The following is a 14,683-nucleotide window of genomic DNA, read 5'->3' on the forward strand; positions in this document are numbered from 1 at the left end:
GGTGATAATGAACTCCCCGCGTGGATCGGTTGCCTGCTGACCCACAGCATACCTAATTAAAGTTGTTTTTAGGGTTAAACTCTTGAATGCATCGCGCATCTCCGGCGTGTCGTTGATACTGATCACAAACTGCCCCTTCCCTGTTCGGGTGAGCTCGCCCATACGGTAGTCCTCTCTGCTGGCTTTCTAGTGACTGTAGGTGAGTATTTATGGCGTCAATATCCATAAAATGGCCCTGAGCAAAGCGCCTAAAATAACCGACGATATATTTGGTGAACTGTTGGTAAAAATGACTTGGCGTTACCATATACATCATCGCCAGCGCCAGACGTGATTCGACGGTACCTCCCTTATTGACAACTAGAAATAGGCTTATCCCATGATTAAAGATGTGTGTCGCATAAGACCCTAAAGAAGTATAAGACGGCAACAGTGTCTTATGGCTTCTCCCGGAGTGAAAACAACTGTTGAGGTGAATAAGGATTATATCGAGCAGAAATAGTGGCCTGTCATCACCCACAAAAATTTGATTGCCGTGGTTCTGGATGATCTTGAAAAGAATAAATCCAGACAGCGTGTTCGAATGGGCCGCCAAGTGATGTATGTCGCTGAAAGTAAGAGGCAGTGGAAGCGCCCCAAATGCATAAAGCAAAAGCCCATGCCGCTTGTGTTCAAAGCAAAACGGTGAACTGACTATGGCCTTCTCTACAATGGCCTGAGCATTTGCTGTCGCATTTCGGTTGGAATAGTGAAGCGCCGCAAATGCTCCATCCATGCAAAACCATGGTATGTCATTAGCCAACGATAGTTGTATGGCGTCATAAACCGTAGAGTCAATGCCATCCTTAATCGAATAAATTTCAGTAGTAGTGTCATGCAAAACTGGGTGGGCAACAGATGCATTAGCTAGGATCAGACGTAACGCCTTAAGAATGTGTCCGCTGCGAGCTTGTAAATCCAGCGCAGTAGTACGAAACAGTTTGCCGTGATCAGTCACGTCCAGCAGCATGAAGTTATGATCAGAAATTTCATTAACCCAACGGAAAAGCGCCTCTTTAGTGGCTGCTGGCAGAACGAACGAGATACCAATATCTTGCATGCGCTGCGCAAGATCCGTGACAGCTAGATAGCCGATACCATAAGCATCAAGTACTATCTTATTAGGTGCAGCATTTCCATGACTAAAAAGCACTGATTTTGAAATACCTACATCAGTCCAACAACTTATCGCCACCTTGAAAGGATTATTAGGATCCAAAGCATAGCCACGAATGTAAAGAGGGATATTGTCTATCTTGTTCAACCGATTTCTATTCCCACTATATTGGCCTAATTTTTCCTCCAAAAACGGTATAAATTCTTGAGTATTCGAAGGCATTTTTAATAAGGCAAAGCAGTCGCTGCCGTCATTGTGTTTATGCCTAAGTTGAAGAGCAATCCGCACGCACGCCAAATAGGGAGGCAAGTGTTCCGTAACTTTGTAGCTGACCATTCCTAACAATCTACTCTCACCAATAGGCAAGCTTTGCAATAGCCCCCCTAACTGACTGGAAGCCTTCAGTGTACACATACTCGTGTTGTGATAATCATCGGTGATAAGCCTAATCAGCGTTTCTCCGTCTTGCTCGAACTGGAAGGCAGCCAAGCAGTGATCCATTTTAGATGAGAGTTCAAACTCCCCTCGCCTCGTACCGTCCATACTTAGCCCAAAATGAAAATCAACCAGTTCAACCGCGTGTGCAAGCGGGTCCTTGATAAACCACTCTACCCATAGTGACTCTGCCCGCTTGAAATTCCCTGCTTTCGTAAGGAAATAAAGAATACCTGCTACTTCAGAGGAATAATTTTGTAGCAGTAAGTCTGGAATCAGTTGTTGGAATTCATGTTGATCTGCTTCACTTAGGTAACGATCGCGTAGGTAGCACCCCCTGTGCCAGCAATAAGGTACATCTGGTGCGTGGTTAATCATCTGGTCGCTAATCTCGATAGCGCGTGTAATCTCTCCCATTTGCTCTGCTTTCGATGATTGGAAGCTCATTAGTACAAGAGACTTTTCTGCTTCAGCGATTCTTGCCCAGACACTATCATAAGTTCTGTATTGCTGAGCTTCTAACAGACATTTCATATGCATCAGAACGAATGGAGATGGCCATAAGGCTTGGTTGGGAATCAGTCGAGAAGTGAAGCATAGAGCCTTATGTGGCAACTTAGCGTAAAACAATTCATCAGCCAATTCGAATATTCGCTCAGGTGCGATACTTGTTATGTCATCCCCCCATTCACTTAAAAAGAGGTCAACCTGCTCAGCTAATTGGTGTCTCTGAGGCAAGCCATTATCTTGTTTAGCGCCCCGGGCTGCATTACCAAGAAGCCTTACAAAAGCCACTACCATTACTGATGCATCGTTAATTGGTGTTTTCTTAGATAACCAATCACCAATCTCTTCAGGTGTCGCAAGACGAATGAACGCAAGTACTTCTTCAAGAGTATGGCTATCCGCTTGAAGGAAACGCAAACACCAGCTGGTTTGCTTTTGAGGGCTTTCTTTTGCGTCTCGAACATCCCGCTGTATTTTTGTGAGAACAGAGTCATCCCCTGCGTTTGCTTTAAATCTCGCGGCTGTATGGGGATGAGCCTGTTCAAAGTACTGGAGGTATTTTTCAAGCATCTCAAACAGACTATTTAGCGCTAAGCCTTGATAGCATTCATAAATAGGGCAGGCCATATCGTAGAGGCGTTTATCGGTACCCTCCGATAACTCTAGCAGCTTGACCACTTGATCTGAAAGATCATCAAGACCCTGCTTCACCTCAGGCAAATTTAGCCAAAGGTGACGCTGAGCTATATCTTTATTAAGAATGGTGGCGCGTGCTAGAACTTGAAGCACCGAAGCATTGTAGGATGGGAACGTTTCTTTAAGGAGACTAGACGCTCGAAACGCTAAGCATCCTAGATTTAACCGTAAGGCGCCTTCAACAATACCTGTCAGCTCTCCTTCCGAAAGAAATAACTTTTGACTAGCGACCTCTAATTCGGACTCATCTGCGTAAAAACGCAGAAATGCCTCTCTGGTATAGGGCCCCAGGTCAGGCGCAGCAAGGTAATAGTTTTTTGCTGCCGCTTCTCGCGCAGTGTTGCGAGAAAGCCGCAACAGCGCCGCTAAACATACGTCTTTAACGATATCATTCTTAGCTGAAGCAGCTATTTGAGAAACCGTTCCCCAGACTGCGCTATGATCCTCAGCTTCGACCAGGTCGCCATAAATAGAAATTGCCTCAACCAATGCAGCCGCTTCAGGATCTCTTTGTGCCATCGATTTTAGCATCGCCACCTGGATCTTAGCTGTGGAACGATCCATCCTGCGGACACTTTCGAAGACCATCTCCATAGGAACAAGGAGATCAGCGGGCGCTAACGATTTGATCTCAAAATAGATCTTGTCTCTAACGTTATCCCCACTGCCTTCGTGGTGCTGCTCAATAGTGTTCAAGCGCGACGCCTTAGATTGAATTACTGAATTATTTTGTTGCCAGCGATGTTGTCACCACTCCCGCTGTGAGTCTGGGTTACATTAGTAATTGTGGAAGGAGCAACAAGCGTTGAGTTCGCATTTATATCGCCAATGAAGCTCATGATTTTCGACGATTGCTCGAGACGTCTAGTAATGGCCACTTCACTCATCTCATCGTTGATACCCAGCACGGTCAGCTCTTCTGATAGGGCTCCAGCGACAACGTCTTCTCTGATCCATTGCCCCAAACGCTCCTTGAGTCTCTTAGCACTCAATTTCAAGCCATTTTGCAGAACATCGTAGGCCGCATTTGCGATAATTCCAGTAGTGATAGGGTCCATTTCAAACGCTCCATAGAAAAAGACGAGACTATAATAGCGCATGAATTACGTCTAACGTCGGTTGAATCTTAATCTAGCCCCCTGATCAGTTCAGCGGAATTTCGCTTTTCTTACATTTTTTGCGCTGCCTTGCTTATGTCGGCTCTAACGTTTAGATATCCATCATTGACCCACTCAATAGCCTGCTAATAACTGTGCTACTATCGCGGCTTCCTTGAGCCTGCCTGGCTTTATAATTTTTTCAATAATTCAGACCTGGGATGCCTACCATCAGCCGTTTAGCCCACACCAAAGCCGTGCTGCTGTTTGCCAGCACCATGACCGTGATGTCGGGTGCGATTATCGCGCCTGCCCTGCCGGGTATCAGCCGCCACTTTTCCGAGCATCCGCAGGTGCTGATTCAGCTGATCCTGACGCTGCCCGCGCTGATGATCACGCTGTTCAGCCCGCTGATGGGCTATCTGGCCGACCGGTTTGGGCGCAAGCCCTTGCTGCTGCTGATGCTGAGCATTTACGGGCTGGCGGGGGGCGCGGGCTTTCTGATCGATAGCGTCGAGCTCTTGTTGGCCTCAAGGGCGCTGATGGGTGTCGCCGTGGCGGGCATCCTGAGTATCAGCACGACGCTGGTGGGCGACTATCTGGAAGGTTCCGAGCGGGTACGCTTTCTGGGGTTGCAGAGTAGCTGCATGGCGCTTGGCGGGGTGGTGTTCATCAACCTGGGTGGCTTGCTCTCCGACTGGAGCTGGCGCGGCCCCTTCTTGCTCTACCTGACCGGCGTGCTGCTGCTGCCTTACGCCTGGGCCATGCTTAGAGAGCCCCATTCGCAAGCCGGCGCGAAAGCCATTCACGCAGAAGAGCCGGTAAAGGTCGACCTAGGCCGCACGGCGCTGGCCTATTTCACGGGCATGCTGGCCATGATGCTGTTCTACATGTTTCCGGCTCAGTTGCCCTTTCTACTCTCGGAACAGGGCGAGATCAGCGGCTTGGCCATCGGCATTGCGCTTTCGACGGCGGCCTTTACCGCCAGCATCGTGTCGTTCTGTTATGGCTACTACAAGCCGTTTCTATCCGTCATGACCATTTACGTGGTCGGTTTCGTGCTCGCCGGGGCAGGTTTCTTCGTGGTAGGTACTACCCATAGCTATACCATGGCCATTATCGGCGCCGCGATTTCCGGGCTGGGTCTGGGTGCTTTCATGCCCAATACCACCGCCTGGCTGATGCGCATTACGCCGCAGCGAGTCCGTGGCCGGGTATTTGGTGGTTTTACCGCGACCTTCTTCTTTGGCCAGTTTATCTCGCCCATTGCGGTCGCCCCCGCCGTGGTCTGGCTGGAGTCCCTGCGCAACGTCTATCTTGGCATGGGCGTACTCTGCTGCCTGCTGGCTATCTTCATGGGCATTCTGGGTAAAACGTACCTTCGAGCAGACAGCAGGCTATAAGCCGCACTCAATCATTCGCCAGCAGCGTCTCGTAAAGCGCGACGTAATCCTCGGCCATGCGCGTGGCGGTGAAGCGCTCCAGAAACGCCTCACGAACGCGTCGGCGGTCAAGCTCAGGCAGGCGTTTGACCGCCGCCACCGCCTCTTCGTGAGAGTCGACCACAAAGCCGCTGACGCCCTCTTCGATGATTTCTTCCACCGAACCATTACGCCAGGCGATGACCGGCGTGCCGCAGGCCATGGCCTCGATCATGACCAACCCGAAGGGCTCTGGCCAGTCGATGGGAAACAGTAGCGCGGCCGCCTCGCCTAGAAACGCCTGTTTCTGGTGATCGTTGATCACCCCCACATGCTGGATGCGCTCATCAAGCTCAGGCGCTACATGGCGATCAAACCAGTCGGGATTACCCACATCGATACCACCGGCCAGGCGCAGCGGATAGCCCGTGGCGCGCGCCACTTCGATGGTCCGGTCGGGGCGTTTTTGATCGGTCATGCGGCCAATGAAGGCCAAATATTCTCCCGAACCTTTATCTAGATTAAAGCGCCGGGCGTCCAGGCCATGGTAAACCGTACCCAGGTGATTTTGTTCAGGCAGCGCGACGCCTTGTGCTTTTGAGATGGAAGCCACCGGCAGGTCGGCGAATCCCTTGAAAAAAAGCTGGCGGTCCAGCTCATCAACACGCCAGTGAACGGTCGTTACGCTGTGTCGCCGACGCTCGCCCAGTACCGCCGCGTGGCAGAACTCGCCATGGCAATGGATGATATCGAACTCATCCAGATGCTGGCGCAAACGCTCCAGCACCAGCGCTTCAAGAACGCCCGGCACGCCTGGCGGCACGTTGTCATGTAATTGCTGCCAGCGATAGAGGCTTGGCGAGGTTGCCAGATGGCGCGCGCTCGTCTGGCTGTCAGAAGGGGCAATCAGCGTGACCTCATGTCCCAGCGCCACAAGCGCTTCGGTCAGATCAAACACGATGCGCTCGGTTCCGCCGCTATCGGCAGGCGGTGTGGGAAAGATAACGGGCGCAACTTGAGCAATGCGTATACGCTTTTTCTGAAGCATAGATTGGGTGGACCCCATCCGGTGAAAAGGAATTCACGACATGCATATCGTACATCTGGCATTACAGGGCTGCCTGCGCGGCAGCGATATCGAATACGGCATCACGGCGGACACCGGCGGCCATATTCGCTACCTGCTGGAACTGGTTGAAGCCTCCGAGCAGGACCCGGCCATCGAGCGAATCACCCTGGTGACCCGCGCGTTTGAGTGTGAGTTTAGTAAGGTAGACTATAGCCGCGCAGTTGAGGTGATCAGCCCCAGAATTACGCTGGTACGCCTGCCTACCGACAACCCCGGCTACCTCTCCAAGGAAGCGCTCTGGCAGGAATTGCCTTCGTTCATTGCCGCTTTCGAGGATTGGTTGGCAAGCCTGCCCAAGCTGCCTGACGCTCTGCACGCCCACTATGCCGATGCGGGCGAGGTAGCCGCCGAGATCAGCGCCCGCCACGCCATTCCGTTCGTGTTCACGGCCCACTCGCTGGGGCGCTGCAAGCTGAAATGCCTGGCGACCGGCCAGCCGAACCTCGATACCCAGACCCAGCAGGCCCTGCAGCGCCGCATTGCCTTTGAAGAGCGCGCGATTCGCGATGCCACGCTGATCATCGCAAGTTCCCGCGATGAGGCCGAGGTTCAGTACGCCGACTACCTGCACTACGATATTGGCCGCATTCGCGTCATTGCCCCGGGCAGCCACCTGGAGGACTTTACCCGTGCGACCTCGACGCCTGCCGTTGACGCCATGATGCAGCCCTTCTTGCTGGACCCCGACAAACCCGTGCTGCTGGCCATCGCCCGCCCGGTGACCCGCAAGAACCTGGCAGCGCTGGTGACCGCCTACGGGCAGAGTAAAGCGCTGCAGCAGCGCGCCAACCTGGTGGTCGTCGCGGGCGTGCGCGACCAGATTGACGCACTCGAGCCCGAGCTTGCCGATAACCTTCACGAGCTCCTGACGCTGATCGACGACTACAACCTTTACGGCCACGTGGCTTATCCCAAGCACCACGCGCCGGAAGATATTCCCGCGCTCTACGCCTGGGCCCGCGAACGGGGCGGCGTGTTCATCAACCCGGCGCTCAACGAGCCTTTCGGACTGACTCTGCTGGAAGCCTCGGCCGCGGGCCTGCCCCTGATTGCCACGGACAGCGGCGGCCCCAGCGATATCATCGAGCAGTGCGGCAATGGCGTACTCATCAACCCCCGCCACAACGACGAAATCATCCGCCAGGCGCTCGACCTGTTCCAGAACGCCGAGCGCTGGCAGCGCATGGCCGACAACGGCCGCGAGGCCGTCAAGGCCTACGACTGGCAAAGCCATGCCGAGTATTATCACGACCTGCTCGCCCGATTAAGCCAGCCGGAACAGGCCCCCATACAGCCCCAGGCGCTGCTGATCTGCGATATCGACAACACCCTGACCGGCTCGCCCGATGGCATTCGTGCCTTTACCCAGTGGTATGAAGCACAGCCCACACTGGGGTTTGGCGTCGCCACCGGGCGCAGCTTTCACAGCGCGCTGTCGATTCTCGAGCAGGCCGGTATTCCCTACCCCCAGGTAATCATTTCCTCGGTGGGATCGGAGATCTACTACCGCAATACCAACGGTGTGACCTACCAGCAGGACACCGCGTGGTCGGCGCGGATCGACCGCCGCTGGCAGAAGGAGGCTGTCGAGCAGGCCGTGCGTGATATGCCCGAACTGACGCCCCAGGGCCCGTTGGAGCAGCGCCGCCACAAGCTCAGCTACTTCAGCGACGGCGACCCCTCTCTGATGGCGCGCATCCAGGCGCACCTGAAAAAATGCGGCCTGGCGGCCACGGTGATTCAAAGCCATGAGCGCTATGTGGATATTCTGCCCGTGGAAGCCTCCAAGGGTCAGGCCGTCGAGTACGTGCGCCAGCGCCTGGAGATTGACCGCCAGTCGCTTTACGCGGCAGGCGACTCCGGCAATGATCTGGATATGCTGCGCTCGGTGCCCTGCTCCATCGCGGTTGCCAACCACTGCGATGGCCTGCTGGATGGCCCCGATATGGCGCATGTCTACAGTGCGCGGGCCCGCCACGCTCAGGGCATCATCGAAGGTGTGCAGCACTTTCAAAAGCGCCGCAAGCTGGGGGGTGCGGCATGAAGGTAAGCGCTTTGACGCTGGTCAGACACCGCCGCGACCATCTGATCAATCTCATGCTGAGCCTTGATGCCCAGACGCAGCGCCCGGATGAGCTGATCATCGCCTGGATGCAGGAAGAACCGGAAACCGGGCTTCCCGAAACGCGCTTTCCCGTTCGTCATGTCATGGTGGAAGGCGACGCCCTGCCGCTGGCCAAGGCGCGCAACGCCGCGGTCAATGCCGCGGCGTTTGAGGCGCTGATATTTCTCGACGTCGACTGCATCGCCTCCCCCACGCTGGTGGCCCGCTACCACGACGCGCTGGCCGCAAGGCCGGCGCTTTATATCGGCGAAGTCCACTACCTGCCCGCAGACGCGGTGCGCCGCCACGAAGACGGCACGCTGGACCTTGCGCGCCTGGCTACGCTTGGCGAGCGCCACCCGGCGCGTCCGGCCATTGAAGAAGACGAGATACGTGGTGAGCCCGACCACGGCAACCTGTGGGGGCTCTCCTTTGCTCTGATGCGCCAGGACCACCAGCGCGCCGGGGGCATGGATGAAGGCTACCGGGGCTATGGCGGCGAGGAGACCGACTACGCGTGGCGCCTGGCGGCAGCCAGCGTGCCGCTCTACTGGGTTGGCGGGGCGCTTGCCTGGCACCAGCATCACGCCATGTACGCCCCGCCCTGGCCGCACTTCGAGGCCATCATTGCCAACGCGCGACGCTTCTACGCCCGCTGGGAGCAGTGGTGCATGGAGTATTGGCTGAACCAGTTCCAGCAAGCCGGCGCTATCCGCTGGTCACCGGCATCAACAGGAATCGAGATCGTCAGGCACCCCACGCAGGAGGAGATTGCCGCAGCGCGCCTGCCCACCAGCGCACGCTACGGCTGAATTTCCACTGCCCGACGCGCAGGCTCGGCTTCCAGGCGTTTAGCCGCCCCCTCCTCCGAAGCGGGTTCTGAAGAGCGCTGGGCGACGGGCGCTCCCGCCCAGAGCCGGTCAACGCACTCTTCAAGCCATGTGGCGGCGCGCTGGGCGGCGTCAGCGCTGTAAAGCTCGCTCAGCGCGCTGACATCCAGCCCCCGCGCCTCTTCCAGCACGGCCTGCCAGCCGGCAAAGTCACCGGGCCAGGCGGCCATATTGACCGCTGCCCTCAGCTCCGCCAGACGTTCGGCCTTGCGGGTCTGCTCGCCGAAGTAGCGCCACTCGGGGGCCACGATATAGGGGCGCTTGAGCATGGCGATCTCATGCACGGTGTTGTCGCCGGCAGACGCCAGTACGATATCGCTGGCGGCGAGATAATCCACCACGTTATCTACCCAGCCGGCGTTGATCAGGTTGGCAAAGTCGGTCTCGTGGCCTTCCAGGTGAAGCGGGCCAATGGTCACGAACAGCGTATTGGGCGCGGCGCGGGCGGCAACGGTCAGCGGCGCGTAAGGCGTGCCCGAACCACCGCCACCGGTGAGCACCAGAACGACTTCCCGATCCGGGTCGAGCCCCAGGCGGCGGCGCGCGTCTGCCTGCCCCGGCATGTCGGCAGCCGTGGTGCACAGCCCGCCGGTGTAGAACGTCTTCTGACGCAGATGCGCCGGGTAATCGTCCTGCTCCAGGCGCTCGTCAAAGGGGGCGAGCATACCTACGCAGGCTTCGTAAGCGCCCTGGTGCCCCGGGTCATTGCGGTCGCCGTGCATGCGGATCTTGACCGCCGGGACGCTGGCGATACGCGAGAGCAGGGCAAGCTCTGCGGAAACGTCGATCACGAACAGCCCGGCGTCGCGGTCATCCAGGTGGTCCAGAATGCGCCGCATGGTCTGGCGCATTTCGACTACGCCCATGGGCACGCAGTGCATGACTGACGGCGTGGGCTGGTCGAACAGCGCCTGGGTAGGCACGTCCGCGCCGATCATGTCGGGCAGCGCAATCAGCTCGATCTCGCGTTCGAAACCGTCGAACAGAGAGGTGTCTGCGGTCATCACGCTGACCGGGCGGTCTGGCGAGAACTGGCGGATGATGGCCATGGTGCGCCGCGCATGACCGCGCCCCTGGTGGTGGACAAAAAAGCTGATGGGTTTCTTCATGGCGTACACTCCCTGTATTGAGCGGCGCCGGGCCTGCCCGGCTACCGTGGCCGCCTCCGTGGCCTGATGGCGTTGCGTTCCATAAGCATAGCCGCCAGCGTGAAAAAAACCTGACCGGTTCACCGGGATGAAACCGGCCCCCACCAGTTGGGCAGCAGCGCCTGCACCCGGGGCCGGGCAAAGCGGTCGTCCATCAGCACCACCACGCCCTGATCCTCGGGGCTGCGGATGACTCGGCCGGCGGCCTGCACGACCTTGATAAGCCCGGGGATCTGATAGGTGTACTCATCGCCCTGCCCAAAGCGCCTATCCAGGCGCGCCTTGAGCGCTTCATTGAAGGTATTGAACGGCGGCAGGCCGAGCGTGGCGATAAAGGCGCCGATCAGCCGATCACCGGGCAGGTCGATGCCTTCGGCAAAGGCGCCGCCAAGCACGGCAAAACCAATCCCCCGCCCGCCCGGCGTAAAGCGCGCCAGAAACGCCTCGCGCGCGGCCTCCGGCATGCCCGGCGTCTGGGCAAAGACGGGTACGCCCGGGTGCTGCTCGCTAAACCGCGCAAGCGCGGCCTCGAGATAGCTGAAGCTGCTGAAAAACGCCAGATAGTGGCCTGGCGTTTGCTCGTACTGCCGGGCCAGCTCGGCAACAATGGGTGCAAGTGACGCTTCGCGGTCGCGATACCGGGTCGAGATATCCCGACGAATGCGCACCTCCAGCTGACGGGCGACAAAGGGCGAGCTGACCTCGCGCCAGACGGTGTCAGCGGGCAGGCCCAGCAGGTCGCGATAATAGTGCGCGGGGGTCAGCGTGGCGGAGAACAGCACCGTGCAGTGGGCCGCCTGAAAGCGTGCGGTCAGAAAATCCGCCGGAATCAAGTTGCGCAGGCCGATCAACGCCCGTCCGCGCCCCTTTTGCGTGATATCGCACAGCGAATGATCGCCAAAACTCTCCGCCAGGCGGCAGAACGCCAGCGCCTCGAATAAAAGCTCCTGAAGCTCGAGGGTGATGTCTTCCGGGTGCTCCCCCAGGTGGTTGGTGATCGTGGCCGCGGCGTTTTGCAGCGCGCCCAGCCACTTTTCGGGCAGGGACTCGCGCAGGCAGTAGTCGGCTTCACTCTCCTTGCCTAGCGCCTGCCACTGCCGGGCCAGGCTGCCCAAGGGTCGGCTGAGCGCTTTCGGAGCGCTGCGCCGCACGCGGTTGAAGCGTTGCTGGTCGCTCTCGGCGCTGTACATGCCCCGGGCGCGCTCGACCAGATTATGCGCTTCATCCACCAATAGTCCCACGCGCCACTCGTCGGCCTGGGCCAGGCCGTGAAGCAGCGCGTGGCGATCAAACCAGTGGTTCACGTCACCCACCACCACATCCGCCCAGCGCGCCAGCTCCTGGCCCAGGTAGTAGGGGCAAACGTTGTGGGCAAGGGCGATGTCACGCAGCGCTTCGCGGTCCCACCAGCCTTGTGCCACGGCGGCCTGGCGCGCGGCGGGCAGGCGGTCGTAGAAGCCCGCCGCCAGCGGACAGGCATCGCCATGACAGGCGGTTCCCGGATATTCGCAGGCCTTGTCGCGCGCGACCAGTTCGAGTACCCGGGGCGCCTCGCCCTCAGCCGTTGCGGCATCCTGCTTATCCGGGCGCAGCTGCGCCAGGGCGTCCAGCGCCAGGCGCCGCCCCGGGGTCTTCATGGTCAGAAAGGCAATACGGTCCAGGCGCTGGCGAGGCATGGCGGTGAGCATGGGAAACAGCGTCCCCAGCGTCTTGCCGATACCGGTGGGTGCCTGGGCCAGCAGGCAGCGCCCGGTGCTGGCAGCGCGGTACACGTCCTCGGCAAGCTCACGCTGGCCGGGGCGAAACGCCGAGTGGGGAAAGGCAAGCGCGCCAAGCGCTGCATCCCGCGCGGCTCGGTGCGCGGCCTCCTGCTCGGCCCAGGCAATAAAGCGCTCGCACTGGGTGATAAAGAACGTCTCGAGCTCGGCGGCACTCGCCTTCTGGCTGAGCAGGGTCTCTTTTTCGGTGGCGATATCCAGGTACACCAGCGTCAGCGTGACCTCATCGAGGCCACGCGCCTGGCACAGCAGCGCGCCGTAGATCTTTACCTGCGCCCAGTGCAGGGCCCGCTGGTTGTCGGCCATGCGCTCGAGATTGCCGCGATAGGTCTTGACCTCTTCCAGACGACATTCCGCAGGATCAAAGCCATCGGCGCGCCCGGATACGGTGAGACTTTTATAAGTGCCGGATAGCGGCATTTCAGCCACGTACTCCGCCCCGCGGCGGCTGGCGACCAACGTATGCCCAGCAATCCCTTCCTGGGCGCTGGGCGACGGTGTAAAGCGGTGGTCCAGGTCGCCTTCCCGGGCGGTGAAGTCGCACAGCGCGCGTACCGCTACCCGGTAACTTGCCTGCTCGCTCATGGCGTTTCTGACGCTTCCCGCCAGCGTACGTAGCACACCGCCACCGGGATATCGTGCTGATGAAAGAAGGTCAGCCAGCGGCGCTGGTTATCCTGAAGCCGGTCGCCGGGGCCTTTGACCTCGATCAACTGATAGCGCGGCTCGCCGGGCGGCGCATCTGGAAAGAACTGGATCAGATCCGGCAGGCCCGCGCGGTTGGCTTTCAGGTCCTTCAACAGCCGTTCAAAGCAGGCGCGCAGATGCGCCGCGGGAATGCACTCAAGGGCCAGCGCCAGCAGCGTTTCGTCCAGCAGCGGCCAGTGCACGAAGGGGGATGTCAGGCCGTGCTTGGCCTGCCAGGTTGCGTAAATCACCTGCCGGTAGCGTCCGCTTTCCAGCTGCGCCAGGCACTCATCGAACAGCGCGCGCCGGCGGGCAACGAAGTCGTCACGGTAAAGATCCGCCGGGCCGCTGTGAAACGGGTGAAAGAACGCACCGGGCAGCGGGGCAAAGATCGCCGGCCAGCAGAGCAGCCCGAAAAGCCCGGTAATCAGGGTGTTTTCGCTGTAGTAAACCGGGGCCTCGGGTTTGCCAACGTGCAGCGCCACACCGCGCTCGACGGGCTGTGGGCCGGGAAGCACGAGATCCCAGCGCGGGTAGGCAGGTTCGGCCACGGCAGGTTCGATCGCCATTTTCAGCTTGCGCTGCAGCCTTGGAATCAACCGGGCGAGCGCCTGGGCTTCGGTTTCATTGGGGGCGCTTGCGTGAGCGCGCGTGGCAAGCGCGAACGCCTCACTGTAGCGGCCCAAACGCTCCAGCACGCGCAGCTGGCGAACGCGAGCCTCGCTGCTGGCCGCCTCGGCGTAACAGGCAAGCGCCTGCTCAAGATGTCCGCTGCGCTCGGCCTCCCGACCTAGATGCAGCAAGAGCCGGGCACGGCGCGTGGCAAGCCAGGGGTTATCCGGGACGGGCGGCACTTCAAGGCTCAACGACTCGACTGTCTCGCCTTCCTCCAGGCGCGTGCGCAGTTGGTGCAGGGCGAGGTAGGCGTCTACTTCGTCACGTCGGTGAAAGGCGCGCGAGGCGTCGGTGAAGGCAACGTTGTCAAAGCGCTGCAGGCCAAGCTCGGTGAGCACAAACTCCGCCCAGTCCTGGCGCAGGTTGCCAAAGAACATCAGCCGCAGGCGGTCGCAAAGCGCCATGACGTCAAGGCGGACGATCCCATCCGGCGCCTGTGGCCACCACGCCTCAAGCGGTTTTACATCATCAAGCTCGGTAGCCAGAGAAGCTTCGAGCACCGCCTTGCCGGTTGAAGCGCCAAGCCCGGCCGCGCGGATAGGCTCTTTCAAGGCCTGACGAAGTTCGGCCAGACGCAGCTGCTTGAAAAGCGCCTGCACGTTGATCTCCGGGGCATCATCTACCCAGCCAAGCGCGATAAGCGGCGCCAAGGCCGCGGCGGTATCGCCTATTTCAGTGTAGGTAAGCCTGGAGAGGCGAAACAGCTCGCCCTTGCGCATCACCATGCGCACCAGCAGCGCCTGGGAGGCGCGGGGGAGCGCATCGAAACGGGTCAGAAAGTCGCGTTCGGATGGATTCAACAGATCGGCATGGCGTTCGCCTACCCAGGCCAGCACGAAACGGAAGTTCGTCAGGTAGTAGAAGGGATCATCCAAGGAGGCGGTAACAACGGCGGGAGCACTGTTCATTTATCCATTGTATCAGGGCGCTACCCGGCGCTGCCAGCTTTCCAGAAGTGCC

9 protein-coding genes are annotated in these 14,683 nt (G+C 58.8%); 3 read left to right on the forward strand and 6 right to left on the reverse strand.

Annotation, left to right across the window (positions count from 1 at the left end; genetic code table 11):
- Positions 1-52 precede the first annotated feature (52 nt).
- On the reverse strand, positions 53-3,490 hold the full coding sequence (gapS6b, locus tag B0H98_RS09860) for a GapS6b family protein (protein WP_106374900.1): 3,438 nt from the start codon (positions 3,488-3,490) through the stop codon (positions 53-55).
- Positions 3,491-3,510: 20 nt separating this feature from the next.
- Positions 3,511-3,852, reverse strand: coding sequence for a GapS6a family protein (gapS6a, locus tag B0H98_RS09865; protein WP_106374901.1), 342 nt, complete (start codon positions 3,850-3,852; stop codon positions 3,511-3,513).
- A gap of 260 nt (positions 3,853-4,112) precedes the next feature.
- Between gapS6a and B0H98_RS09870 the strand changes: the two genes are divergently transcribed.
- Complete coding sequence (locus B0H98_RS09870; RefSeq protein ID WP_167392666.1) at positions 4,113-5,294, forward strand: MFS transporter; 1,182 nt, start codon at positions 4,113-4,115, stop codon at positions 5,292-5,294.
- 7 nt (positions 5,295-5,301) lie between these two features.
- Here the strand turns inward: B0H98_RS09870 and B0H98_RS09875 are convergent, their stop codons facing one another.
- Positions 5,302-6,360, reverse strand: coding sequence for a glycosyltransferase family 4 protein (locus B0H98_RS09875; RefSeq protein WP_106374902.1), 1,059 nt, complete (start codon positions 6,358-6,360; stop codon positions 5,302-5,304).
- Positions 6,361-6,400: 40 nt separating this feature from the next.
- On the opposite strand from B0H98_RS09875, the gene B0H98_RS09880 reads away from it, so the two are divergent.
- Together B0H98_RS09880 and B0H98_RS09885 are read left to right on the forward strand one after the other, a co-directional pair.
- Positions 6,401-8,485, forward strand: a complete 2,085-nt coding sequence (locus B0H98_RS09880; protein WP_106374903.1) for an HAD-IIB family hydrolase — start codon at positions 6,401-6,403, stop codon at positions 8,483-8,485.
- Positions 8,482-9,357 (forward strand): glycosyltransferase family 2 protein, encoded by an 876-nt coding sequence (locus B0H98_RS09885; protein WP_106374904.1) that lies wholly within the window; start codon positions 8,482-8,484, stop codon positions 9,355-9,357. Before B0H98_RS09880 ends, B0H98_RS09885 begins: the two co-directional genes overlap by 4 nt.
- Here B0H98_RS09885 and B0H98_RS09890 read toward each other — a convergent pair.
- From B0H98_RS09890 to B0H98_RS09900, 3 genes are all read right to left on the reverse strand, one after another.
- A complete protein-coding gene (locus B0H98_RS09890; RefSeq protein ID WP_244183071.1) occupies positions 9,348-10,544 on the reverse strand; it encodes a glycosyltransferase in 1,197 nt (398 codons plus the stop codon). The genes B0H98_RS09885 and B0H98_RS09890 overlap by 10 nt on opposite strands.
- A 119-nt stretch (positions 10,545-10,663) precedes the next feature.
- Positions 10,664-12,946 (reverse strand): ATP-dependent DNA helicase, encoded by a 2,283-nt coding sequence (locus B0H98_RS09895; protein WP_106374905.1) that lies wholly within the window; start codon positions 12,944-12,946, stop codon positions 10,664-10,666.
- Positions 12,943-14,631: a VRR-NUC domain-containing protein gene (locus tag B0H98_RS09900; RefSeq protein ID WP_106374906.1), complete on the reverse strand. Its 1,689-nt coding sequence runs from the start codon at positions 14,629-14,631 to the stop codon at positions 12,943-12,945. Before B0H98_RS09900 ends, B0H98_RS09895 begins: the two co-directional genes overlap by 4 nt.
- Positions 14,632-14,683: the final 52 nt, after the last annotated feature.

The sequence above is a fragment of the Vreelandella songnenensis genome (assembly GCF_003002925.1).
Classification (GTDB): domain Bacteria; phylum Pseudomonadota; class Gammaproteobacteria; order Pseudomonadales; family Halomonadaceae; genus Vreelandella; species Vreelandella songnenensis.

Coding starts and splice junctions, on each gene's coding strand:
- gapS6a (WP_106374901.1), bottom strand. CDS start 3,852: ATGGACCCTATCACTACTGGAATTATCGCAAATGCGGCCTACGATGTT.
- B0H98_RS09870 (WP_167392666.1), top strand. CDS start 4,113: ATGCCTACCATCAGCCGTTTAGCCCACACCAAAGCCGTGCTGCTGTTT.
- B0H98_RS09875 (WP_106374902.1), bottom strand. CDS start 6,360: ATGCTTCAGAAAAAGCGTATACGCATTGCTCAAGTTGCGCCCGTTATC.
- B0H98_RS09880 (WP_106374903.1), top strand. CDS start 6,401: ATGCATATCGTACATCTGGCATTACAGGGCTGCCTGCGCGGCAGCGAT.
- B0H98_RS09885 (WP_106374904.1), top strand. CDS start 8,482: ATGAAGGTAAGCGCTTTGACGCTGGTCAGACACCGCCGCGACCATCTG.
- B0H98_RS09890 (WP_244183071.1), bottom strand. CDS start 10,544: ATGAAGAAACCCATCAGCTTTTTTGTCCACCACCAGGGGCGCGGTCAT.
- B0H98_RS09895 (WP_106374905.1), bottom strand. CDS start 12,946: ATGAGCGAGCAGGCAAGTTACCGGGTAGCGGTACGCGCGCTGTGCGAC.
- B0H98_RS09900 (WP_106374906.1), bottom strand. CDS start 14,631: ATGAACAGTGCTCCCGCCGTTGTTACCGCCTCCTTGGATGATCCCTTC.